Raw genomic sequence first — 22,304 nt, forward strand, 5'->3', positions numbered from 1 at the left:
AGCCACCCCAGCCACGACAAGCACGGCAGCGCATGCCCGCGACAGCCGACCAGCGCGCCGGGCCGGCGCTGTTCGCATTCGGATGCGGCATGGCCTACGGTGAGCGCGTTGCCGCGTGCCTGGGCCTGGACTTGCTGCCCATCGAAGAGCGCGAATTTGCCGACGGCGAACACAAGTCGCGTCCGCTGGCCAGCGTGCGCGGGCGTGACGTCTATGTCGTGCATTCGCTGTACGCCGACTTCGACTACAGCGTCAACGACAAGCTGTGCCGCTTGCTGTTCTTCATTGGTGCACTCAAGGACGCAGCCGCGGCACGGGTGACGGCCGTGATTCCCTACCTGGCCTATGCCCGCAAGGACCAGAAAAGCAAATCGCGCGACCCGGTCACGACCCGCTACGTGGCCGGCTTGCTGGAAGCGGTCGGCACCGACGTCGTGGTGACGATCGACGTCCATAACGTGGCGGCATTCCAGAACGCGTTTCGCCATCGCACCGAGCATCTGTGCGCCGCACCCTTGATCGGGGCAGCACTCGTCCCGCAATTGTCCAGCCGCGACATCACGGTACTGGCGCCCGACACCGGCGCAGTCAAGCGCGCCGATCGCTTCCGGCGCCTGATGTCGGAAGCGGTCGGCCGCCAGGCCGGGGTTGCGTTCATGGAAAAATATCGCAGCGAAGGGCAGCTCGGGGGCGGCCAGCTGGTGGGCGACACCAGCGGCTGCGACGTCATCATCCTCGACGACCTGATCAGCAGCGGCAGCACCATTGCGCGCGCGGCATGCGCCAGCCACGAGGCCGGCGCCGCGCGCATCATCGCAGCCGCCACCCACGGCGTATTCCAGGCGCAAGCCTCGCAGGTGCTCGACCTGCCGCCGATGGATCGCCTGCTGGTGTGCGACACCGTGCCGGTACTGCGGCTGGACCAGGGCACGGTACGCAGCAAGCTCTCGCTGCTGGACTCGACGCCGCTGGTGGCCGAAGCCATCGCCCGCCTGCACGCAGACGGCTCGATCGTGGAGCTGACCGAAATCAATATTGCCGGCTGGCTGGCGATCCGTCAGGAACGCCTGGCCATCCAGGCCGATCATATGGCCCGAAGCATCGACGCACCCGCTACCGGCAGCACCGCCTTGCCCGTGCCGGCAGCAACCCAGGCGAGCGCGCATCCGCAGCAAACCTGATCCAGTACCAACAAGGAGAAAGCCTGATGCCTATCAGTGAATGCTGTATCCGCGATGTGATTTGCTGCAATGCCGAAGCCACGCTGCAAGAGGCCGCAGCACTGATGCGCAAACACCATGTCGGCGACCTGATAGTCATCGACAAGGATCCGGCGCAGCGCATACCGCTGGGCATCCTGACCGACCGCGACATCGTGATTGAAACCGTGGCCACCGGCCTGGATGTCGCCACCTTCACGGCCGGCGATGTGATGAGCGCACCGGTGGTGACTGTCCCGGAAGATGCCGGCTTTGTCGAAGCGCTGCGCGTCATGCGCAACCGCGGCGTACGCCGGCTGCCGGTGACCAATAGCGAAGGTACGCTGGTCGGCCTGGTTTCGGCCGACGACATCCTGCAATTGCTGGCGGAGGAAATGTCGATGCTGGCGCGCACCGCCGCGCAGCAACGCGATCATGAAAAAACCGCGCGCCGCTGAGCAGTCCGGTCGCAGACCAATCGCCGCAAGGCCTCACTCAGGGGACACGTCACCCCGAAATTGACGATACGCAGCCACAAAAAGGAAGGTTTGCCATGCAAAATCTCGCTCGCTTCAATCCGTTCACCGCCCTGCGCGCCAATCCGTTCGGACGGTTCGATGAACTGTTCGAAGGCCTTGAAAACACGCCGATGTTCCGGCCGATCGAGCCTACGCCGCGCATCAAGATGGACGTCGTCGAGACTGAAAACGCCTACACCGTGCATGCCGAAATGCCCGGCGTAAAAAAGGAAGATATCCGCGTTGCAATCGAAGGCAATACCGTTACCATCTCGGCCGAAGTAAAAGACGCCAAGGAGCGCAAGGAAGGCGACCGCGTCGTGCAATCGGAGCGCTACTACGGACGGGAATCGCGCTCATTCTCGCTCGGCCACGAAATCGACGAGGAAAAGGCAGACGCACACTTTGACAATGGCGTGCTGCAACTGACCTTGCCGATGCGTGCCGAATCGAAGTCGCGGCGCACGCTGGAGATCAAGTAAAAAGTTTGCGCCAATGGCTTGCGCCCGGCACGGAGCCGGGCGGATGCAGGACAGGACGCACTGCCGCAATGGATGACGCTAGCCTTGCTTGCGCAATGGTGCTGCGTCAAACGAAGCCTGGTACAGCGCCGCCACCATGTCAGCCTGCGCCACCAGGCCGACCAGCCGCTGGTTGCGATCGAGGATCGGTATCTGGTGCGCGCCGCCGTTGCACATCAACGGAATCAGCTCCGCGATCGGCTGGTCCTCATAGGCGACCACGGGGTCGGCCACCATGATCTGTCCGACCACTTCAGCCTTGTCCGAATGCATGCTAGCGCTGCGTTGCAGGATCGCGCGCAGCCGGTCCCGCAAACCATGCCCCGGCGCCTCGTCAGCGGCCAGCAGCATGTCATGCTGGTTGACCATGCCCTCCAGCCGATGAAAGCGGTTCACCACCGGCAATGCCTGCAATTCATGGTCGCGCAGCAGTGTCCATGCCTCGTGGATCTCGGTGCCGAATTCAACCGTCACCAGATCGCGCGACATGATGTCGCCGCAACTGATCGCGCCAAACTGGCGATGCCAGGCGTGCCGCTCCGTCTTTTGCAGTATCTCTTCCAGGTCGCCGCGACTGATGTCGAGCAAGTCCGTGTGCTCGCGCAGCACCGCGTCGAGATCCTCTGGCGTGATGCCCACGTGCGGGTCCGGGCGATGCGGTGCGACATGCTTGTCGGTCAGGTCGCTGACCGTGTGCGGATAACGCCGCCCGCACAAGCGGTTATAGCCAACTGCCGCCGCAATCAGCACCAGCGAATTGATTGCCACGGGCGCGAGCGCAAAGCCAAAGCCGGCCGTGGCCAAACCCGGCACACCCAGCGCTGTCAGCAGTGCTGCCGCGCCGCCCGGCGGATGCAGGCAACGCAGCCAGAACATGACGGCAATCGCTGCGCCAACGGCGACCATGCCCGCCACCATTGGCTCGTTGAATAGTTGCCCGCATGCGATGCCGACCAGGGCCGAAAGCGTGTTGCCGCCAAATACCGGCCACGGTTGCGCCAGCGGACTGGCCGGCAAGGCAAACAGGATCACGGCAGACGCGCCCAGCGGCGCGACGATGAATGGCAGACCGGCGGTTTCATCGATCAGCAAGCGGCACACCAGCGACGTGATGGCGATGCCGATCAGCGCACCCAGCGCGGAACGCGCTTTCTCGCGGTTGGAAATATCCTGGGCATGGAAAGCAAACTGACGAAACTGCTGGAACAAGCGCTGCATCATGGTACGGGCGGGCCGGAAAGGGCTCTGATTATTGCAGAGTTTTCCAATCCGATGACGACTTCATGTCGCGCCACTGGCCAGTTGCAACATTGAAATCAATTGATTCCAATGTTGCAAACGCTCGATTGCGCTCAGCGCGGGTTCGCATCGGCTGCCACCAGCAATTGCGCATAGCGCGCGCGCTGCTGCACTTCGCCGCCCAGGCGCGCCGCCAGCGCCATGGCTTTTTTCAGGTACAAGCCGATATTGTGTTCATCGGCAAAACCGATCGCGCCGTGAAACTGCACACACTCCTTGGTCACACGCAGTCCGGCCGCGGAAGCCCGTGCCTTGGCCGCCACGGCGGCGCGCGCACGCAAGTCCGGCCGGGTCGCCTTGCAGGCTTCATACACCAGCGCGCGCGCGGCCTGGATATCGACATGACAACTCGCTGCCCGGTGCTGCAGCGCCTGGAACGATCCGATCGGCGTGCCGAACTGCTGGCGCACCTTCATGTATTCAATGGTCTGCTGCAAGGCCTCGTCCATCACGCCCACCAGCGCGGCTGCATAGCTGATCAACAGGCTGTCATGGGCCAGTGCAAATGCAGCGCGCGCAGCAGGGCCCTCCGCAATCGTGACCGCCGCATCCCATGCCGGCTCCGTGATCTCCACATCCGACAGCATGCTGCCATCGACACAGGCGCCCGAGTGCAACGTGACCCCTGCCGCATCGATGGGCACGGCGCGGATGCAAAAACGCTTGCCACTGTCCTTGGCGACCAGCAAGGTGGCGCCGGGGTAGCAGTCCGGCACATTCTTCTGCAGCATCGGCGTCTTGCCGCGCGTGGCCGGGAATACCGGCACCGCCAGCCGCGCGCCGTCCATCAGCGCGGCCAGCATCGCATGGGCGGCACGGGCGGCCGGGCCGGCGCCGCCCGGATTGAGCGCATCGCCAGCACAAGCCGACAGCAAGGCCGCGCCCACCACATTGGCCAGCAAGGGCTCAGGAAGCAACATGCGCGAGGTCCCCTCCGCCAGTGCGGCAACGCAATCCAGTCCCAGCGCCAGGCCGCCATGTTCTTCGGCTACCGCCACCAGCGGCCAGCCCAGGCCGAGTATCTGCTGCCAGGTTCTGCTGTCGAGCTGGCCGGCCTTGTCGCGCATCGCGCGGGCCCGCAGCGGACCGCCCGATCCTTCGGCAAACTCGATCGCGCTGTCGAGGATCATGCGCGCGCTTTCCGTCAGTCCGGCATGGCTCATTCCTTTCTCCTCGCCGGTGCGCCGGCCATTGGCGGCAAGCCGATCACCTTGGCGGCAATCAGGTTGCGCTGTATTTCGTTGGTGCCGCCGTAGATCGTCAGCCGGCGCGACTGCAGGAACATTTCGGAGTAGTCCAGCAAGCCGTCTCCGGAGGGCGCGTGCCATAGCGACGCCGCTTCGCCTGCCACTTGCTGCAGCAGGTCGAGTATCGATTGCACGGTTTCGGTGGCGAGTATCTTCAGGTACGAGCTGTCGGCTGCGCCCCCCTGGTGCTGCGCCTCGGCCAGCGCCAGGTAGGACGCGGTCAGCGTCTCGGCTTCCATTTCCGCCTGCGCCAGCGCTTCGTCGTTGCGCGGGCAAGGCGGCGATGCACGCACCAGCCGCCGCAGGCGCTCCAGCGCCCTTTGCGCCAGCACCGGCGCGCCAATGCGCAAGCGCTCTTCACTCAGCAGCGCGGTCGCCACTGCCCAGCCGCGGTCAATTTCACCCACCACGTTTTCCATCGGCACCCGCACCGCGTCGAGAAACACTTCGCAAAATTCATCATCGCCAGCGATGGTGCGGATCGGACGGCGGCTGATACCGGGCGACTTCAGGTCGATCAGCACGAACGTGATGCCATGCTGGCGGGCCGCGCCGTCCGCGGTGCGCACCAGTGCGAACATCCAGTCGGCGTGATGGCCCCAGGTGGTCCAGATCTTGTGGCCGCTGATGACCAGTTCGTTGCCGTCGATGACGGCCCGGGTGCGCAGGCTGGCCAGGTCGGAACCAGAGCCGGGCTCCGAATAGCCCTGGCACCACACGGCGTCGCCGCAAAGGATTGCCGGCAGGTGCCGCGCCTGCTGTTGCGGCGTACCGCATTTGATCAGGATAGGGCCGATATGATTCAAGCCCTGGCCCGGGATGTCGGGCGAACCGGCGCGCGCCAGCTCTTCCATCAGGATCACTTCCTGCACTGGCGTGGCGGCCATGCCGCCGAACTCGCGCGGCCAGTGCGGCGCGATCCAGCCGCGCTGGTAAAGCTGCCGGTACCAGGGCATGCAATCGCGCGGCAAGGGCCGGAATGTCGTATGCCGCAAGTCCGACGGCACATTGGCGCTCAGCCAGCCGGCCACCTCGGTGCGGAAATTTTCCTCTTCGTCAGTCAGTGTTCTGAGCATGCGATTCTCAATGGTCGGTTGCGGCCTGCTATCTGGTCAATTCCCGCTTGCCAATTTCCTGTATGGATTGGCACCGACCGGGGCCAGCCGCGCTGGCCCGCAATCGCGCCGCACCTTGCTAGCCGGCGCCGCCCTGCGCCACCGCTTTCGACGCTGTCTCGCGCAAGGGCGCCTTGAGCACTTTGCCCAGCGCATTGCGCGGCAAGGCCTCGATAAAAAACACATGCTTGGGTTTCTTGTAGCCGGCGATCCGCTCGCGGCAATGCTCGATCAGCGTTGCCGCGTCGAGCTTGCTGTCCGGACGCAGTTCAATGAATGCCGCCACTGCCTCGCCAAAAATCTCGTCCGGCACGCCGACCACGGCAGCATCGAGCACGGCCGGATGTTCCAGCAGCACTTGCTCGACTTCCTTGGTGTAAATATTGAAGCCGCCGGACAGCACCATATCCTTCTTGCGGTCGACGATGTACATGTAGCCCTCGTCGTCCATGCGGGCCATGTCGCCGGTGCGGATCCAGCCATTGACGATGGTCTTGGCCGTTTCTTCGGGACGGCGGTAATAGCCGCGCATGGTCAGGAAATTGCCGGGTGCGCCGGTTCGCACCAGCAATTCGCCGGGCTCGCCCGCCGGCACACGATTGCCGTCGTCGTCGACGATCTTGACTTCCACCCCGAGCGTGACGCGACCGACCGAGGCCGGATGCGTGAATTGCTCAAGATGGTTCAGGCCGGTCACCGCGCCCACTTCAGTCATTGCGAAAAACGAATGCAGCTCGACCTTTGGCAGCAGGCCGATCAGCGTCTTCTTGAGGTCGACCGGAAAGGCTTCGCCGGTAACGATGATGTGGCGCAGGCTGTCGCAGCGATGCGCCGCTTGCTTCAGGTGCGGCATCAGCATGCGCGCCACCGTCGGCACCATGCCCAGCGCGCTGACCTGGTGCTGCTCGATCAGGGCAATCGCCTGTTCCGGATCAAAGCGCTCCATCACCACCAGCGTGCCGCCCAGGCAGATTGAATTCATCATGCGCGCCATGCCGGTGCGGTGCGCCAACGGCGTCGTCACCAGATAAATGTCGCTGCCACGAATGCCCCAGTCCATCGCATTCAGGTAGGCATGGTTGATGATGAAGTTGGCCATCGTGATGACTGCGCCCTTGGGCCGCCCGGTCGTGCCCGAGGTGTAGATCACCATGCAGTCCTCGCAGTTTTCGAGCGGGATTTCCGGCAGGTCTTCCGGCGCATGGGCGGCCAGCGTCGCGAACGGCACATGGCCAGGGCCTGGCGTGCCGGTCACCACCCAATGCATGTCCTTGAAGGCATCGGCAACCGGCGCCAGTGCGGCCAGGCTGCTGCTGTCGACGCACAGTACGTTGGCTTCGCTGTCGGCAGCGAAATAAGTCAGTTCCTTCGGCGTCAGGCGGGTATTTACCGGCACCAGCACCGCGCCCAGATGAAAGGTGGCGAACATCAACTGGACGAATTCAATCCCGTTGGGCAGGTAGGCCACGACCCGGTCGCCGGCGCGCACGCCCAGGCCGCGCAAGCCGGCGGCGACCCGCAATGCGCTTTCGTGCAGATCGACATAGTTGATCCGGCTGCCGTGGATGATAACGGCGGTCTTGTCGGGAGTGCGGCGCGCGTGGCCGGCAAGCAAAAGTTCAAGTCGCATGGTGGGTCCTGGTCGAATCGGGGGGCGGGGCAATCAATATGCTTGTCCGGCAGCGGTTGCCGGGACGGCGCAGGCGCACACGTCCCGACAGCCGGGAGCGTGGCGCCATGCCGCTTACTCGCCCTTGAACGAAGGCGGTCGCTTTTCCTTGAATGCCGTCAGGCCTTCGTTGCGGTCGTCGCTGAAGTACAGCATGAACGACACGTCGGCTTCCGCCGTCATGCCATCGGCCAGCGACATGTCCATGCCATGGTCGATCACGCTCTTGGTCATCATCACCGGCAGCGGTGCATTGCCGGCAATGGTGCGTGCGATGTCGCGCGCCTTGGTCAGCGCCTCGCCGGCCGGCACGACATGATTGACCAGGCGGTACTCTTTCGCCTCCTCGGGCGTGAAGCGACGACCGGTCCAGATCAGTTCCTTGGTCAGCGAGGGCCCGATCCGGCGCGTCAGCGTTTGCGTGCCGCCGCCGCCTGGCATCATGCCCAGCCGGATTTCCGGCAGGCCGAATTTCGCGTTTGCGCCGGCAATGATGATGTCGCCCACCAGCGCCAGTTCGAGGCCGCCGCCCAGTGCGAACCCTTCCACCGCCGTAATCACCGGCTTGGTGAAGGCGCTGACTTCGCGGAACAGCACATTGACCTTGCGGGTCCGCTTGCGCTTGCGGTAAAAATCGAAGTACTCGTTCGGTGCAATGGTGAACTCGCTGGTGTCGATGCCGGTGCAGAAGGCCTTGTCGTTGCCCTTCAGGATCACCGCACGCACGTCGCGGTCGCTTTCCGCCTCCGACATGGCGGCCATGATTTCCTCTGCCGTGGTGTCGCGCAGCGAATTGAGCTTTTCAGGGCGGTTGATGGTGATTTCCAGCCAGCCCTCAACGCGCTCGGCGATGATGTCCTTGTATTCCATGATGCTCCTTCCTCGATGTCGATGAATGCCTGCGTTTGAAACGTGTGATGACAGCTTCCCCTGCAGCGTGCAGCCGCATGCGGATATTCCCTGCAATGCTTTTTATCGATGGACCTGCGCTATTCGTCCGGACCAGCGCCGATTGCCGCTGCAATTTCGCCATGGATCTGCTTCATGCGCTCCGGATCGGCGCGATCTGCCGCCGACAACCGCAGCTCCAGTCGCACGCTTGCCGGCGCCGCCAGCACGAAGATGCGATCCGCCATTTCCAGTGCATCGTCGATCCGGTGGGTCACGAATACACAGGTCTTGTGGTACTGCCGCACGATCTGCGCAAAGTCGCGCCGCAGCACCTGGGACGTCACGTGGTCAAGCTGGCTGAACGATTCGTCAAGCAATAGCAGCTCCGGGTCCACCGCCAGCGCGCGCGCCAGCGATACCCGTTGCCGCATCCCGCCCGACAGTTCGTGCACGTATTTGTCCTGCGCATCGTGCAGGTTGACGCGACGCAGCCACTCCAGCGCCTTGGGCCGAATCTGGTCCTTGGGGAAATTCAGGATCTGCAGACCCAGCTCGACGTTCTCGACCGTGGTTCGCCAGGGCAGCAGGCGGTCGGTCTGGAAACTGACCGACAGCTTGCCGCGCAAATCCTGGAAATCCTTGGACGGATCTTTTCCCGCCACCCGGACCGCGCCCTCGTCGCAACTGATCGAGCCCATCAGCAGGCCCATGACCGTACTCTTGCCAGCGCCGGTACGGCCCAGCAAGGCGACGATTTCTCCCTGGTGCACTGTCATCGAAAGTCGATCGACCGCAACAAATTCGCCAAAGCGCTTGGAAACCTTGTCCAGTTCAAGCAATGCTGTTTCCGCCATGTCAGCGCACCTTCACATCAGTACGCCATTTCAGCAGGCGGCGCTCGGACACGGCGGCCAGCCACTGGATGACGAGATTCAACACGACCAGCAGGAATGTCCATGCCAGCACCTGGTCGATGCGGAACATGGACTGCGACAGGCTCATGCGCGACCCGATACCGACCGCCGAGGCCACCAGTTCGGCAAAAATCACCATCCGGATCGCATAGCCGATCACGGACTTGGTCGTCAGGAAAATGTAGGGCACGATATGCGGCACGATCAGGTAGCGCATCATCTGCAGGCGGGATGGACGGAAGCTCTCCATCATGTCCACCCAGTCTTTCGGGATCGCCCGCATGCCTTCATACACATTGAGTGCATAAAAGGGCAGCAGGATGACGGTCAGGATGAAGAAGATCCGGGTTTCCGGCTCCTTGAACCAGAACACCGCAACCAGCATCCACGATAGCGCCGGTATGCCGGTATCGATGATCACCAACGCCCGCAAATAATGGCCGAAGCGATCCGATACGCCCATGATCAGGCCGATCGTGACCCCGACAAACATCGAAAACACGATCGCGATCAACAAGCGGCCCAGCGTGATGGCAACGTGCGTCAGGTCGGTGCTCAGCAATTCCTGCAGCGACCTGGCGACGATCACCGGCGAGGGCATTACATAGTCCGGCACGAAGCGGCTGGCCACTTCCATGGCCAGCACCAGCAGCAGGCCCACCACGATCGAGGCCTTGAGGTCGCGCCCGCGTGGCGGCCCGACCGCCGCCTTGCCGGCCGGCGCCACCACGGCCGCGACCGTGGCTTCCGGTACTTTTACGCTCATGACGCGAAGAAGCCGTCGTCGATCGTACGCGGAAGCGCCTTGTTGCGGGCCAGGAATTCCGCTGCGGTGCGCACACTCTTGCGGCCCGCTTCGTCGGACATGGAGATATGCTTGAGCTGCAAGCGGCCCGATGAGATGGATGTGGCCAGCACGTCGGCTGGAATGCCCGACTTGGAACCGCCGATCTTGACCGCCTCGTCGACATTGCCGGTGATGCCGCGTATGCATTCGCGGAACATGTCGTCGATTTTCTTGGCCAGCGAGGGATCCTTGGCCAGCATGTCTTTCTTGACGGCGACGCCAAAGAACGGCAGGTCCAGGCCGGTCTTTTTCTTGTACTCCTCGCCGGCGTTGTACAGCACCCGCATGTCAGGCACGCGCTTCAAGGCGGCGCTGATGTTCGGCTCCCACGACAGGCCCGCTTCGGCGCGATTGGCCATCACCAGCGTGACGGCGGCGGCAGGATTGTCGACGTTCTGGATCTTGGTCTGCGCTTCGATATCGAAGCCCTGCAGTTCCTTGATGATGGCGCGCGTCATGCGGTAAGTACCGGTCGACTGTGGCGCGGCGAAGATCTTGCCCTCCATCTCCTTGATGGTCTTTGGACCATCCTTGGGGGTGAGGATGTTGATCATGTTGCCGGTCGTGATGGCGCACACCAGTTGCATCGGCACACCGGTCAGGTAGCGTGCGGCGAAGGTGTCCCAGCTGCCCATGCAGACGTCGAAATTGCCGGCCACGAAATCGTTGTAGTAGGTGCTGACTGCGGTATAGGAAGTCGGCTTGCCAAGGTCCAGGCCAAACTTCTTGTCGAGCCCCTTTGCCATCACGTATTCGGTGATCAGGATGGTAAAGCCGGGAGTCAGGTTGGCCCATTTCACACTGGCCAAGGGCTGTGCCATTGCCGGGCTGGACATGCTCATCGTCGCACCTGCCACACCAAGGGTCAGGCCGTGCGCAGCTGCAGCTTGCAGGAGCTGCCTCCTTTTAACGTCATGCATCAATGTCTCCTCTGCCCGGTAGGCAATTGTTTGTCTGGGCCTGGACGCGCCGGTACGGCTTGCCGCGTTGGCCGATCATGGACGTAGTTCTTGTGACTACCGATTCATGCTACTCGAATCCCTGTGCGTTCGGATAGAATTGATTCTGGAAATGTGCGTTCCAAAAATGGAACGCAGACGAATTTCCGCAGTGCGTCATAGCGTTCCGGCGGCATCCCGATGCCCATGGAGCAGCAAGGAGCGAGCTTGAACGAGAGACTCGACCTGAACAGCCTGGTGCTGTTCTACGAGGTTGTGAATGCGAAGTCGATCACGCGAGCCTCCGAGCTGCTGCGCATTCCCAAGTCCACCATCAGCCGCAGGCTCACTGTGCTGGAACAGCGACTGGGCGGCGTGCTGCTGCGCAAGGGCTATCGCCGGCTTTCCACCACCGAACTCGGCGCCACGCTGTATGAGCATTGCGCGCGCCTGGTCAGCGAAGTCGACCGCGCCGGCAAGGAAGCCACGGAGATGCAGGAGGAATTGCGCGGCACGCTGCGCATCAGCATTCCGATCGACTTCGGCATCTCGTGGCTGTCGCGGGCGATCGCCGATTTTGCACTGCGGTATCCGGACATTCATCTGGAAGTCGACGTCAATCACCGTTTCGTCACGCCGCGCGACGACCCCTATGACGTCACGATCCACCTCGGACGACTGAAAGAGTCGGGCCTGATCTACCGGCGGCTGGCCACCATTACCCGCGGCGTCTATGCCAACCCGGCCTACCTGGCGGCGCGCGGCGCACCGGAATCGATTGAAGATTTCCAGAAGCACGACTGCATCGTCACCGACCAGCAACGCCAGGATGGTGTGTGGAACATGATCAACCGCGGCAACAACGAGCGCCACCGGCTGGTGTCGGTGGAAGGCAGGATCGTGGTCAACAACATCGGCGTGGCACGCGAACTGGCAGTCAGCGGCATCGGGTTGGCCGTGCTGCCCAACGTAATGTGCAAGAACGACGTCAAGACCAACCGGCTGGTGCGCGTACTGACCAACTGGGAGAGCGCGCCGGTGCAGGCCAGCGCACTGATGCTGAGCCGCAAGGGCATATCCAACAAGGTACGGGCCTTCCTCGACTTCCTGTCGGACCGGCTGTCTGCAGACTCGGCCTGAGCGACCGCGCTTGGCTCCGCAGCTGCGGCCAACAATCGCACGGCCGCATCGGCAATCGAACCGAGGCTGTCATTCCGCGAACTTGCAACCCAACAATCCTTGTTGCGCACTACTGGCCAATTTAAGTTCCGGCCGGCTGCTGCGCACCCGTTGCCCTTGCGAGAAGGAGATCGAAGCACATGAAGGACCGAGGAAATCCCCCGTCAAGATTGCCGGGTTTGGACATGCCAATACCTTTAGGGCGAAGGACGACATCGGCGCTTGCGTCGGTGTTTGCGAAGCCGACCGGATCAAGCCGCCCCACCAGCAAGCCACGGCAGCAGGCTTGCAAGGCATGAAAATACGCTACGCCAACACCAACGATGTACCCACGCTGGCAATCCTGGGCCGCCGCATCCACGCCGAAACCCGCTTCGCGGCCTTTGACTACAGCACCCTCCGGGTCACTGAAAACCTGTACGACATCATTGAGCTGGGCCAGAACGAACGCGGAACGAATTGCCTGCTCATTGCCGAAGATGAGCGCGGCAGCATCGCCGGCGTACTTATCGGCGTCATAGAACGGCACCTTTTTTCCGACTTGCCGGTTGCCAGCGTGATGGTCTATTACGTATTCCCCGAAAAGCGAATGAGCGGCGCGGGCTTCAAGCTGATCAGCGCATTTCGCCGATGGGCGGAGAACCGCTCCGCGTTCGAGATTTGCGTGGGGATCAACAGCGCCACCCAGCTCGAACGCAGTGACCGCCTGCTGACCCGGATCGGGTTTGAGCGTACTGGCGGGAATTACAGCCTGCAAAGCGGGGGCAAGAAGCGGTGTCAGCAGCCGATGTCGCAGGAGGGGTGAGTCCGCCAGATGGCGCCGGCAGAACTGGTGATGATGCTGGTCGAATCAGCAACAGCAGGGAAGACCTGTGGTCGCCGCTGGCCGGCAAGGAGGAGCACTGGACGCTTGACGCCACTATCTCCTAGTGCAAATATAGGACATTAAGGTCTAATATTTGCTCATCAGATACCATGCACTATTCACTAAAAGATCGAATGAAGGCAAGCATTCGCCGCTCACCGAAGCGCGTATTCCTTCGCGCGGACCTTTCTCTCGGCGGACAACCAAGACAGGTCTCCAGAGTACTTCGTGAACTAGAGGCAGAGCACGTTTTGAACCGGGCCGGGCAAGGTGTCTATTTGAGAGCTGCAGAGTCCGCCCCTGTTGAAGAACTTCTCGCGGAAGTTAAAACGCGCCTTGGAAAACGCGTTAATCGCCTCGTCACGCTGGGAAACATCACGATCCAGGTTGGTGTGACTGCGGCAAGCAACCGCAATGCCCAGGCAGAACTGGACGTGTTCAAACTTCGCTTGGCGCAAAAGGTGATCGAAAAAATTGATATCAAAACGATCCGTCGCTGCGGCCTGGAGAACCTGGCGCGCTGGAAGCAGAACGATGTCTGGTGCTCCGCTTACGATGAATGGCGATCGCTTTTGGAGGCTGGTAGCGATGAAGAAATTATCGTTGCCATGACAGGGGAAGACGAAGATTCGAACCGGCTAAGGCAATCTCCGCCGTACGTTGGCTTGCTGGACAGACGACTCGTGGAGCAGTTACGTGAAGCGATCTAACCTTGAACATCTGCTTCGCGCTGCTGGCGACATCGTCAAGGACACGCAGTTTCTCGTGTTGGGTTCTCAGGCGATATTAGGAAAATATCCCGATGCCCCCGACGAGCTATTGTGGTCCATGGAAGTCGATCTCGTTGCGAAGAACAAGCCGGAACTGACCGAGCAGCTTAATAGTATCGGCGAAGACTCGGAGTTCCATCGTTTGTTCGGGTATTACGCCGATCCAATAACCGAGAAAACGGCCATTCTTCCCAGGGGCTGGAAAAGCCGGCTGATCAATGTAAACAGTCCGCAAACTAACGGCGTCACCGGTCTGTGTCTTGATCCGCACGACCTGTTTGTGGCCAAAGTTGCGGCCTACCGTCCCAAAGACATCGATTACGTTCGGGTGATGATCGCCCACGGAATGGTGGGCAAAGATCGCGCGCTTGAGTTGGCTGCAACCGTTTCGAATCCGGAAGACGACTTGAAATTGACCGCCCGAATCATTGAACGGATTACCGGATTGTTTGCCGGCGTCGACCAAACAAAGACCGTCCAGATCAATGAGGTATCAGGCCGGTACACCGGGAAAATAATCAGCACGACCGAGACCGTCGCGCAGCAAGAGATAGAAATGGGTCGGGTGGTATTTCACCAAGCATCGAAAATTGATGCGCGCCCAAGACTCGGAAAGACATACACCATCGAATACAAAGATGGTCGCGGGTACGTCAGTGACAAGGATGTCGACAGAGGGCCTTCGCGATAAGCGCTTAAGGCGCGCAGCGAATGTCAACGCCGGAAAGCCGCGATACCACCACGGCACCGCCACACAAGCGCCGCCACAGCTCCTAATGCAATTGCACCGCCTCCCCGCTGCGGTCAAACGGGATGAAACTGGCATGTTCGCCGCGACGGATTGATTCCACCATGGTCTGGAGCGGCGCTTCGGCGGCTTCGCTGGTCATGGCGCGCGACAGCGGGATGCCGGCGGCAAATACCAGCCGCCAGTCCTTGGCGAATTGCGCGGATTCTTCCAGCAATGCGGCAAACGACGTCACTTCCTCCGGCAATTTGTCGACGCACATCAGCGGTACCAGCACCCCGCCCTGCCCTTGCGCAAATTCCTCGCGCTGCGCTGGCGTGCTGTCCTCCGGCAATTCGGCGCCGGTAAAGACCAGCAGCAGGCGTTGTGGCTCGGCTTGCGACCGGGCCGCGGATAACAAATCGTCAAAGCTAGTGATGTCCATGGATGGGTCAACCTGGTGAAGTATGAGAAGTGGAAGGCGGCGTCGGGTCTGTGCCTGGGCCTGATCCCGGGCCCGACATCGATGCCGGGGCTGATAGTTGCTCCGGTGCTGGCGCACTCGGCTGCTGGTCCGGCCTTGCGCTGCCGGCGACGGAACTGACGAAATCGCGCGGCACGGGACGCACGCGCGCCCGCCTGGCCGACTGCACGGTGCCGATGCTGACAAAACACAAGGGGTGCTCACCGTCGGCCAACTGGAAAAGCTGGCGCAGGTGGCTGGACTTCAAGGCTTTGCCGCTGGTCAGCGCCGAGCCATACCCAAGCGCCGTGGCCATCAATAACATGTTCTGCACTGCGCAACCGGTGGCGATGGTGCGCTCGGCCAGGTCGATGCCGGCGTCGCCGGTGCGCTCGTCCACCACGACCAGCAACAGGAAGGGCGAGCGATATGCCTTTTCTTTTGCTTGCACCACCTGTTCCGGTGTCGCGGCCGGGTCGCGCTGCTGCAGCGCATTGGCGAATGCTTCTGCCAGCAGGTCGCGTTGTGCGGGCGGCACCACGATGAAGCGCCACGGCAGTAGCCGGCCATGGTCCGGCGCGGTGGCCGCCGCTTCGAATATGGCGGCCAGCTCGTCGCCGCCAGGCCCCGGCGCAAGCAGACGCCGGGGCAGGATGGTCTGGCGCCCACGCATCACCGTGCCGAGCAGCTCCGCCAGGTCATGGGCTGGTGTATCGGCGTTGGTGGCCGTGGCATGCGCCGGGCCCTCGTGCTGATCCGGTACCTGGCGCTCTCCCATGAAGCGCTGCCGGGCACTGCTCATCCGCAGGTGCCCAGGTAGCCGCACTGCGTGCAGTAGTCGCAGCCATCCTTGCGGATCACGGCATGGGCGCCGCATTCGCTGCATTTGCGTCCCGCCATCACCGTTTGCGCTTGCGCCTGTACCTCCAGGGCTGCATCGGGCGCAACCTGGCCGGCGCGCTGGCCGGAGCGCTGGGCAATGATGTTCTGCACCGCGTAGGCGATGGCGGCGACTTCGGAGTCGTGCCACAGCGGCGCGCGATTGCCGTCGGCTTTCTGGATCGTGCCCAGCCTGACCGGTCCGCGGTCCCATGCCACCTTGCGCATGTCCGACAATGCGCGGTCGAGGAAGCCGCCGCGCGCTGCCAGCGACAGCAAGCGCATGCTGGAGGTGATCCATTGCTGCGATTCGCCGCTTTGCCCGACCGGCATGAAGAATTCTATGGCGCGCTCCAGCATGCCGCCGCCAGCTGCCGGCACCGGCAGGAACGACACCACGATGTACAAGGTCTTGCGCCCTTCCTGCGTCCAGTAGTCGACTTTTTCGGCGACGGCCGACAATGCACCCTTGGGACGGCTTTCAATCACGCTGCGCATCGGGTCAGGCGCTGCGCCGGCGTCGAGCGCGTCGCCGGCAAGCTCGGCAGCCGATGGACCGGCATCCAGTACCGACCCGAGGATGGCGTTGGGGCGGTAGGTCGCCAGTCCTTTCAACTGCGCGCGCCAGGCTTGCAGGTACAAGTCCTTGAAGTCGTCATAGGCGTAGTCGACCGGGATATTCACGGTCTTGGATATCGCGGTGTCGACGAAGGGCTGCACCGCCTGCATCATGGCGATGTGGGCTTGTGCCGACATGTCGAGTGCGGAGACAAAATAAGCGGGCAGCTGGCTGACGTCGCCACCGAGCTCGCGGTACAGCCGCCAGGCGTGGTCTTCGACTGCATACTCGGCCGTGCTGCCATCGGCCTCGCGTTTCTTGCGCCGGTACATCCACGAAAACGCCGGCTCGATGCCGTTGGAGGCATTGTCGGCGAACGCCAGGCTGACGGTGCCGGTGGGTGCAATCGACAGCAGGTGGCTGTTGCGGATGCCGTGGCTGCGGATCGATTGCTGCAAGTGATCCGGCAAGCGGCTGGCAAAGGTGCCGGGAGCCAGGTAGCAGTCGGCGTCGAACTTTGGAAATGCGCCTTTCTCGATGGCCAGCTCGATCGAGGCGGCATAGGCGGCGTCGCGCATGCAGGTGGCGATGCGCGCTGCCATCTCGCGTCCTTCGGGGGCGTCGTAGCGCAGGCACAGCATGGTCAGCACATTGCCCATGCCGGTAAAGCCCACGCCGATGCGGCGCTTGGCGGCCGATTCTGCCCGCTGTTGCGGCAGCGGCCAGAACGTCAGGTCCAGTACATTGTCGAGCGCGCGCACCTGGATCGCGACACAGGCGGCAAAGGCGTCGAAGTCGAATGCCGGTGCGCCGCCAAAGCCGAACGGCTGCCGCACAAAGCGCGGCAGGATGACGGGGCCCAGGTCGCAGCAGCCATAGGGCGGCAAGGGTTGCTCGCCACGCGGGTTGGTGGCGGCAATCGACTCGCAATAGCGCAGGTTGTTGTCCTGGTTGATGGGGTCGAGGAACAGGATGCCCGGTTCGGCGAAGTCATAGGCAGACCGCATCACCGCGTCCCACAGCTCGCGCGCCGGGATCGACTGGTAGACCCACATGCCGTCAGCGCGCTGGAGCGCACCCTTGTCGATCAAGGTCGCGCCGGGACGGGCGCGGTGCACCAGTTCCCAAGGTGCGTCGGCAAGCAGCGCATGCATGAATGTGTCGGGAACACCGACCGAGACGTTGAAGTTGTTCCAGCGCCCCGGCGTGCGCTTGGCGGTGATGAATTCGAATACGTCCGGATGGTCTATCCGCAACACGCCCATTTGCGCGCCGCGCCGGGCGCCGGCGCTTTCCACGGTCGAGCAGGACTGGTCGAACACATTGATGTAGCTGCACGGCCCGGACGCCATGGACGCCGTGCCCTTGACCTCGGCGCCGCGCGGGCGGATGCGCGAAAAGTCATAGCCGACGCCGCCGCCGCGGCGCATGGTTTCAGCCGCTTCGCGCAGCGCTTCGTAAATGCCGGGATAGCCTTCGTCGTCGACACCCTGGATGCAGTCGCCCACCGGTTGCACGAAGCAATTGATCAGCGTGGCCTGGATGGCGGTGCCGGCCGCGCTCATGATGCGCCCGGCGCCAATTGCACCGGCATAAAGGTTTTTCAGGAACACTGCTTCGTAATGGTCGCGCTGCGGTTCTGCCTCCACCGACGCCAGCGCACGCGCCACGCGGGCATACAGGTCTTGCAGTCCGGTCTCGCCGGGCTTCAGGTATTTTTCGCGCAGCACGTCTTCGCTGATCGGCTGCGCCGACGAGGCTTGCAGCGGCGGGGCCGAGGCTTCGCGCTTCATGGCCGGCACCCTTTGTCGGGGCGGGTTGGTGCAAGTGCTGCCGTCGTCGCCGGCTCAGTCCAAAGCAGGTGTGCCATCGTTTTCAATATAAAGTTGATAAGGGCCGGTGCCGCTATTGGTCGCGGTCGATGCGGGCACGAAGTTTCCTGATTGTGCATCGAAGACGTGTACCTCGCCATCCTCAATTACATAATGCCAGCCATGCAAGGTCAGCTTGCCGGCAGTCACTTCGCGGCGCACCATCGGGTAGCCCATCAGGCGCTCGAGTTGCAGCACCACAGCACGCTCTTCAGTGCGGCGCAAGGCTTCTCGGCCAGGCTGCACCGGCAACAGCGCTTCGTTGGCCAGTTGCAACCAGTTGCGCAGGGCGACCGCTTCTTCGGGTACGCCTTCATAGGCGGCGCGGATCGCGCCGCAGTGGCTATGCCCGCAGACGATGATGCGCTCCACCTTCAGGCTCAGGACGGCAAATTCAATGGCGGCAGTGGTGCCGTGCAAGCCGCCCCATTGCCGGGTGTCATGCACCAGGCCATCGCCATGAACATGGCCATGGTCGCCGCCACACTGCGCGCCGTCAAGATTGTGCGGATCGCGGATGATGCCGTCGTAAGGGGGAATGAACGCGCCGACATTGCGTACGATGAACAAATCGCCCGGGCCGGCGCCAGTGAGCAGGTAAGGCACCAGCCGCGAATCCGAGCAGCCGATGAACAGGGTCTTGGGATGCTGGCCTTCGGCAACCAGCTGCTGGAACTGCTCCCGGTGCAAGGGAAAGTAATCAGAGCGGAAACGGCGCAAGCGCAACAGCAGCTCGTCGCCGTCTCCGGCCTGCCCGGTCATTGGACCAGGGGCGAATCGGCCCCCTCCAGCTCCACGCCCGTGATGCTGGCCTGGCCAACCAGCAAACGCATGTACTGATGCAAGGCGCGCGAGCGCGAATGCAGCGCCAGGTGCGCGCCGACACGATCCTGCACCTGCTCGAATGGGGCTTGCTTGCCCAGGCACTTGTCGAGCACATCGATGATATGGAAGCCGAAACGGCTGTGCATCAGGCGCGGGTGCAGGCCCAGCCCAAGCGCCGCGCCATTGGCCTGGAACAGCGCCGTGGCCAGCTCCGGCGCCAGGTCGTCCGGCGACAGCCAGCCCAGGTCGCCGCCTTGTGCGCCGCTCGGACAGTTCGACAATTCCGCCGCCAGTGCGGCAAAGCGGGTGGCGGCAACGCCCTTGTGGGACAGGTCGGACAGGGTTTTTTCAGCGCGCTGCGACAAGGCCTGGACATTGACGCCGGGCGTCACGGCAAAAAGGATGTGCCGCACATGCATGGCCTGGCCATTGACGAAGCGGGCCTTGTTGGCCTCGTAATACCGCAAGCATTCTTCTGGCCCGGGCGACGGCGTCGTTACTGCCTGGTCGACCATCGATTCGACCAGTTGGCGCTGTGCGTCATCCAGCCAGCGCGTGCCGGTTTCGGCCAGCACGCCGGTCCTGACCGCTTCCTGCCGCAGCAATTCCGCGTAGGCCAGTTCGCGCAGCGCATCGGGGCCGGGGCGGGCGCCTGGTGCATGCAAGGCAATGCCGTTGACACTGGCAATCGGCTGCTCGGCGCCGGCGAGCGTGGCCGTGGCGGTGGCCGTAGCCGGTGCGCTCACTGCCGCCGTGGCGGCGGGCACGACCCTTGTGGCCGTGGTGAAGGTCGGGCCCGTTGCGGCCGCCGGCGTCGTTGCAGCCGCAGCGGCATTGGCACTGCAAGCGCAGCCACCGCCGCTCTTGCCGCCACCGCAGCCGCTGTTCAGGATGTCCTGTTTCATGATTGTCGGCCTCGCGCTTCAGACGGCACGACCGCGGGACTCGCCGGCTGCTGCATGGAGCGCGGCGTTCCTTGCTGGTGGCCGGCTGGAACTTGGGCGCGCATGCCGAGCTTGCGGCTGCGCACCAGTTGGTACGGTCGCACCACATAGGCCAGCGTGCCAAAGCCGCTCCAGACATGCACCAGCCGGGTGAATGGAAACACCAGGAACAGCGTCATGCCAAGGAACATGTGCAGCTTGAATATCAGGCCGGCGCCGGCCAGCATTTCCACCGCCCCGCTGCGGAAGGTGACGATGCGCTGCGCCCACTCGGCCAGCCGCATCATCATGCTGCCATCCAGATGCTGGGCCGACAGCGGGATGGTGGCCAGACCGAGTGCAAGCTGCAGCCACAACAGCACCAGCAGCATGATGTCGCTGGGACGGGAGTTGATGCGGATGCGCGGATCGGTCAGCCGCCGGTGCAGCAGCATGGACACGCCTATGAAGCCGAGTACGCCAAATATCCCGCCGGACACCATCGCCACCACTTGCTTCTGGCCGGCGGTAATGATGGACTCGTACAGGAAATGCGGCATCAGCATGCCCACGGTGTGCCCGAAGAACAGGAACAGCACGCCGATGTGGAACAGGTTGCTGCCCCAGCGCAACTGGCCGGCGCGCAGCATTTGCGACGAATCGCTCTTCCAGCTGTACTGGTCGCGATCAAATCGCAACAGGCTGCCCAGCAGGAAGACGGAGAGGCAGATATACGGGTAGAGCCCGAACAGGAAGTGGTCGAGAGCGCTCATGCTGTCACTCCTTTGGCGGTCGGATTTTTGCGGACGATATGGATCGGTTGCGGATCGCCCGGACGGGCCTGGCCGCGGGTGCTGCAACCGTCGAAAGCGACCGGCTCGGCCCATGCCTCATCCATCGGCTCGTCGGCTTGTATCGGCACGGCCTGCACTTTTTCGCCGGCCAGCTCCAGCACCGCTGCGATCACTGCCGCATAGGCGCTGCCCCGTTGCAGCAGGGCGCTGAAGATGGCCGACAGGATGTGCGACATCTCGCCCAGGAAGGCACGCGCGATGCGATCCGGCTGGGTGGAGGCAAATTCCAGCACCACGCAAAGATGGTCGGGCAATTCTTCCGGCGCCAGCAGCAGGCCTGCCTTTTCATAGGTCTGCACCAGGTCGACCATGGCCGGGCCACGGTCGCGCGAGTCGCCGTGCACATGCTCGAACATGTGCAGCGAGGTAGCCCGGCCGCGGTCGAACGTCTCGACATAGCGTGCTTCGACTTCCAGCGGATCGAGCCGCAGCAGCTCGGCGGCCAGCGCGTGCAATTCAGTGCGCCGCGCTGCCGGCACCAGCGCTTCGGCATCGATTACGTCCAGCAACTGCGCCAGCTGGCTGCGCAGTGCCTGGTCCGGATAGGACAGCAGCAGCGCCAGTGCACGCAGCGAATAAGGATGATGTTTCATGCTTGCGCTCCTGTTGCTCAAAGCATCGATTGGATGGGAATGGTGCGGCGCTTTTCGCCGCCGAACAGGCTGGTCTCGGTACTGCCTTCAGAGCAGCCATTGCCGAACGAGAAGCCGCAGCCGCCGCGCAAGTCGAAGGCGTTTTCGGCGTACTCGCGATGCGAGGTCGGGATCACGAAGCGATCTTCATAATTGGCAATCGCCATGATCTGGTACATCTCCTCGACCTGGGCCACCGTAATGCCGGCCTGTTGCAGCACCTCCAGGTTCTGTATCTGGTCGACATGCTTGCCACGCTGGTAGGCGCGCATGGCCAGCATTCGCTCCAGCGCGCGCACCACCGGCGCCGGGTCGCCTGCGGTCAGCAGGTTGGCCAGGTACTGGACGGGGATGCGCATCTGCGCAATGTCAGGCAGCTCGCCGTTGATGCCGATGTGGCCGGCATTGGCGGCCGACGTGATGGGCGACAGCGGCGGCACGTACCACACCATCGGCAGCGTGCGGTATTCCGGATGCAGCGGCAAGGCCACTTTCCATTCCACCGCCATCTTGTACACCGGGCTGTTGCGCGCACCGTCCATCCAAGCGTCGGGAATGCCGTCGGCGCGGGCTTGGGCAATCACTTTCGGATCGTTCGG

At 63.0% G+C, this 22,304-nt stretch carries 22 protein-coding genes and 1 pseudogene; 7 read left to right on the top strand and 16 right to left on the bottom strand.

All coding sequences use genetic code 11. From position 1 onward, the window contains the following. Window positions 1–32: 32 nt before the first annotated feature. From Q7T64_RS12270 to Q7T64_RS12280, 3 genes are all read left to right on the top strand, one after another. Complete coding sequence (locus Q7T64_RS12270) at window positions 33–1,181, top strand: ribose-phosphate pyrophosphokinase (RefSeq protein WP_304795984.1); 1,149 nt, start codon at window positions 33–35, stop codon at window positions 1,179–1,181. A 26-nt stretch (window positions 1,182–1,207) separates the two neighbouring features. Beyond that, on the top strand, window positions 1,208–1,657 hold the full coding sequence (locus tag Q7T64_RS12275) for a CBS domain-containing protein (protein WP_304795986.1): 450 nt from the start codon (window positions 1,208–1,210) through the stop codon (window positions 1,655–1,657). 95 nt (window positions 1,658–1,752) lie between these two features. After that, window positions 1,753–2,199 carry an Hsp20/alpha crystallin family protein gene (locus Q7T64_RS12280; RefSeq protein WP_304795988.1) on the top strand — a complete coding sequence of 149 codons (447 nt, stop codon included), beginning with the start codon at window positions 1,753–1,755 and terminating at the stop codon, window positions 2,197–2,199. A gap of 78 nt (window positions 2,200–2,277) precedes the next feature. Here the strand turns inward: Q7T64_RS12280 and Q7T64_RS12285 are convergent, their stop codons facing one another. The 8 genes from Q7T64_RS12285 to Q7T64_RS12320 all read right to left on the bottom strand — a co-directional run bounded on the left by Q7T64_RS12285 (window position 2,278) and on the right by Q7T64_RS12320 (window position 11,062). Continuing rightward, window positions 2,278–3,459: an HPP family protein gene (locus Q7T64_RS12285; protein WP_304795990.1), complete on the bottom strand. Its 1,182-nt coding sequence runs from the start codon at window positions 3,457–3,459 to the stop codon at window positions 2,278–2,280. Window positions 3,460–3,590: 131 nt separating this feature from the next. Beyond that, window positions 3,591–4,700, bottom strand: coding sequence for an acyl-CoA dehydrogenase (locus Q7T64_RS12290; RefSeq protein WP_304795992.1), 1,110 nt, complete (start codon window positions 4,698–4,700; stop codon window positions 3,591–3,593). Next, window positions 4,697–5,860, bottom strand: coding sequence for an acyl-CoA dehydrogenase family protein (locus Q7T64_RS12295; RefSeq protein WP_304795994.1), 1,164 nt, complete (start codon window positions 5,858–5,860; stop codon window positions 4,697–4,699). Before Q7T64_RS12295 ends, Q7T64_RS12290 begins: the two co-directional genes overlap by 4 nt. A gap of 118 nt (window positions 5,861–5,978) precedes the next feature. Then, a complete protein-coding gene (locus Q7T64_RS12300) occupies window positions 5,979–7,529 on the bottom strand; it encodes a class I adenylate-forming enzyme family protein (protein WP_304795996.1) in 1,551 nt (516 codons plus the stop codon). Between the two features lie 114 nt (window positions 7,530–7,643). Next, window positions 7,644–8,438, bottom strand: a complete 795-nt coding sequence (locus tag Q7T64_RS12305) for an enoyl-CoA hydratase/isomerase family protein (protein ID WP_304795998.1) — start codon at window positions 8,436–8,438, stop codon at window positions 7,644–7,646. Window positions 8,439–8,557: 119 nt separating this feature from the next. Beyond that, window positions 8,558–9,313: an ABC transporter ATP-binding protein gene (locus Q7T64_RS12310; protein WP_304796000.1), complete on the bottom strand. Its 756-nt coding sequence runs from the start codon at window positions 9,311–9,313 to the stop codon at window positions 8,558–8,560. A 1-nt stretch (window position 9,314) separates the two neighbouring features. Next, window positions 9,315–10,139: an ABC transporter permease gene (locus Q7T64_RS12315; protein ID WP_304796002.1), complete on the bottom strand. Its 825-nt coding sequence runs from the start codon at window positions 10,137–10,139 to the stop codon at window positions 9,315–9,317. After that, window positions 10,136–11,062: an ABC transporter substrate-binding protein gene (locus tag Q7T64_RS12320; protein WP_304796004.1), complete on the bottom strand. Its 927-nt coding sequence runs from the start codon at window positions 11,060–11,062 to the stop codon at window positions 10,136–10,138. Before Q7T64_RS12320 ends, Q7T64_RS12315 begins: the two co-directional genes overlap by 4 nt. Window positions 11,063–11,386: 324 nt before the next feature. Between Q7T64_RS12320 and Q7T64_RS12325 the strand changes: the two genes are divergently transcribed. From Q7T64_RS12325 to Q7T64_RS12340, 4 genes are all read left to right on the top strand, one after another. Next, window positions 11,387–12,298: a LysR family transcriptional regulator gene (locus tag Q7T64_RS12325; RefSeq protein WP_304796007.1), complete on the top strand. Its 912-nt coding sequence runs from the start codon at window positions 11,387–11,389 to the stop codon at window positions 12,296–12,298. A gap of 334 nt (window positions 12,299–12,632) precedes the next feature. Then, on the top strand, window positions 12,633–13,142 hold the full coding sequence (locus Q7T64_RS12330; RefSeq protein WP_304796008.1) for a GNAT family N-acetyltransferase: 510 nt from the start codon (window positions 12,633–12,635) through the stop codon (window positions 13,140–13,142). Between the two features lie 194 nt (window positions 13,143–13,336). Continuing rightward, the gene (locus Q7T64_RS12335) at window positions 13,337–13,912 is read left to right on the top strand and encodes a hypothetical protein (protein WP_304796011.1); all 576 of its coding nucleotides are present in this window, start codon (window positions 13,337–13,339) and stop codon (window positions 13,910–13,912) included. Beyond that, a complete protein-coding gene (locus Q7T64_RS12340; protein ID WP_304796013.1) occupies window positions 13,899–14,663 on the top strand; it encodes a DUF6036 family nucleotidyltransferase in 765 nt (254 codons plus the stop codon). Before Q7T64_RS12335 ends, Q7T64_RS12340 begins: the two co-directional genes overlap by 14 nt. Window positions 14,664–14,745: 82 nt before the next feature. Here the strand turns inward: Q7T64_RS12340 and Q7T64_RS12345 are convergent, their stop codons facing one another. The 8 genes and pseudogenes from Q7T64_RS12345 to narH all read right to left on the bottom strand — a co-directional run. Next, window positions 14,746–15,144 (bottom strand): ribonucleotide reductase subunit alpha, encoded by a 399-nt coding sequence (locus Q7T64_RS12345; protein WP_304796015.1) that lies wholly within the window; start codon window positions 15,142–15,144, stop codon window positions 14,746–14,748. A gap of 7 nt (window positions 15,145–15,151) precedes the next feature. Further along, on the bottom strand, window positions 15,152–15,964 hold the full coding sequence (locus Q7T64_RS12350) for a nitroreductase family protein (RefSeq protein WP_370653317.1): 813 nt from the start codon (window positions 15,962–15,964) through the stop codon (window positions 15,152–15,154). Continuing rightward, complete coding sequence (locus Q7T64_RS12355) at window positions 15,961–18,393, bottom strand: adenosylcobalamin-dependent ribonucleoside-diphosphate reductase (protein ID WP_304796017.1); 2,433 nt, start codon at window positions 18,391–18,393, stop codon at window positions 15,961–15,963. Before Q7T64_RS12355 ends, Q7T64_RS12350 begins: the two co-directional genes overlap by 4 nt. Before the next feature lie 54 nt (window positions 18,394–18,447). Beyond that, a complete protein-coding gene (locus tag Q7T64_RS12360; RefSeq protein ID WP_304796019.1) occupies window positions 18,448–19,233 on the bottom strand; it encodes a carbonic anhydrase in 786 nt (261 codons plus the stop codon). Next, window positions 19,230–20,201 (bottom strand): peptidylprolyl isomerase, encoded by a 972-nt coding sequence (locus tag Q7T64_RS12365; RefSeq protein WP_304796021.1) that lies wholly within the window; start codon window positions 20,199–20,201, stop codon window positions 19,230–19,232. Before Q7T64_RS12365 ends, Q7T64_RS12360 begins: the two co-directional genes overlap by 4 nt. Next, window positions 20,198–20,992 carry a respiratory nitrate reductase subunit gamma gene (narI, locus tag Q7T64_RS12370; RefSeq protein WP_304796023.1) on the bottom strand — a complete coding sequence of 265 codons (795 nt, stop codon included), beginning with the start codon at window positions 20,990–20,992 and terminating at the stop codon, window positions 20,198–20,200. The genes Q7T64_RS12365 and narI overlap by 4 nt, the downstream gene beginning before the upstream one ends. Next, window positions 20,989–21,666: a nitrate reductase molybdenum cofactor assembly chaperone gene (narJ, locus tag Q7T64_RS12375; protein WP_304796026.1), complete on the bottom strand. Its 678-nt coding sequence runs from the start codon at window positions 21,664–21,666 to the stop codon at window positions 20,989–20,991. The genes narI and narJ overlap by 4 nt, the downstream gene beginning before the upstream one ends. 17 nt (window positions 21,667–21,683) lie before the next feature. Beyond that, window positions 21,684–22,304 (bottom strand): annotated as a pseudogene (narH, locus tag Q7T64_RS12380) (nitrate reductase subunit beta); the annotation flags it as partial.

The organism is Lacisediminimonas sp. (genome assembly GCF_030645335.1).
GTDB lineage: Bacteria > Pseudomonadota > Gammaproteobacteria > Burkholderiales > Burkholderiaceae_D > Lacisediminimonas.

Coding starts and splice junctions, on each gene's coding strand:
- Q7T64_RS12270 (WP_304795984.1), top strand. CDS start 33: ATGCCCGCGACAGCCGACCAGCGCGCCGGGCCGGCGCTGTTCGCATTC.
- Q7T64_RS12275 (WP_304795986.1), top strand. CDS start 1,208: ATGCCTATCAGTGAATGCTGTATCCGCGATGTGATTTGCTGCAATGCC.
- Q7T64_RS12280 (WP_304795988.1), top strand. CDS start 1,753: ATGCAAAATCTCGCTCGCTTCAATCCGTTCACCGCCCTGCGCGCCAAT.
- Q7T64_RS12285 (WP_304795990.1), bottom strand. CDS start 3,459: ATGATGCAGCGCTTGTTCCAGCAGTTTCGTCAGTTTGCTTTCCATGCC.
- Q7T64_RS12290 (WP_304795992.1), bottom strand. CDS start 4,700: ATGAGCCATGCCGGACTGACGGAAAGCGCGCGCATGATCCTCGACAGC.
- Q7T64_RS12295 (WP_304795994.1), bottom strand. CDS start 5,860: ATGCTCAGAACACTGACTGACGAAGAGGAAAATTTCCGCACCGAGGTG.
- Q7T64_RS12300 (WP_304795996.1), bottom strand. CDS start 7,529: ATGCGACTTGAACTTTTGCTTGCCGGCCACGCGCGCCGCACTCCCGAC.
- Q7T64_RS12305 (WP_304795998.1), bottom strand. CDS start 8,438: ATGGAATACAAGGACATCATCGCCGAGCGCGTTGAGGGCTGGCTGGAA.
- Q7T64_RS12310 (WP_304796000.1), bottom strand. CDS start 9,313: ATGGCGGAAACAGCATTGCTTGAACTGGACAAGGTTTCCAAGCGCTTT.
- Q7T64_RS12315 (WP_304796002.1), bottom strand. CDS start 10,139: ATGAGCGTAAAAGTACCGGAAGCCACGGTCGCGGCCGTGGTGGCGCCG.
- Q7T64_RS12320 (WP_304796004.1), bottom strand. CDS start 11,062: ATGAGCATGTCCAGCCCGGCAATGGCACAGCCCTTGGCCAGTGTGAAA.
- Q7T64_RS12330 (WP_304796008.1), top strand. CDS start 12,633: ATGAAAATACGCTACGCCAACACCAACGATGTACCCACGCTGGCAATC.
- Q7T64_RS12335 (WP_304796011.1), top strand. CDS start 13,337: ATGAAGGCAAGCATTCGCCGCTCACCGAAGCGCGTATTCCTTCGCGCG.
- Q7T64_RS12345 (WP_304796015.1), bottom strand. CDS start 15,144: ATGGACATCACTAGCTTTGACGATTTGTTATCCGCGGCCCGGTCGCAA.
- Q7T64_RS12350 (WP_370653317.1), bottom strand. CDS start 15,964: ATGAGCAGTGCCCGGCAGCGCTTCATGGGAGAGCGCCAGGTACCGGAT.
- Q7T64_RS12355 (WP_304796017.1), bottom strand. CDS start 18,393: ATGAAGCGCGAAGCCTCGGCCCCGCCGCTGCAAGCCTCGTCGGCGCAG.
- Q7T64_RS12360 (WP_304796019.1), bottom strand. CDS start 19,233: ATGACCGGGCAGGCCGGAGACGGCGACGAGCTGCTGTTGCGCTTGCGC.
- Q7T64_RS12365 (WP_304796021.1), bottom strand. CDS start 20,201: ATGAAACAGGACATCCTGAACAGCGGCTGCGGTGGCGGCAAGAGCGGC.
- narI (WP_304796023.1), bottom strand. CDS start 20,992: ATGAGCGCTCTCGACCACTTCCTGTTCGGGCTCTACCCGTATATCTGC.
- narJ (WP_304796026.1), bottom strand. CDS start 21,666: ATGAAACATCATCCTTATTCGCTGCGTGCACTGGCGCTGCTGCTGTCC.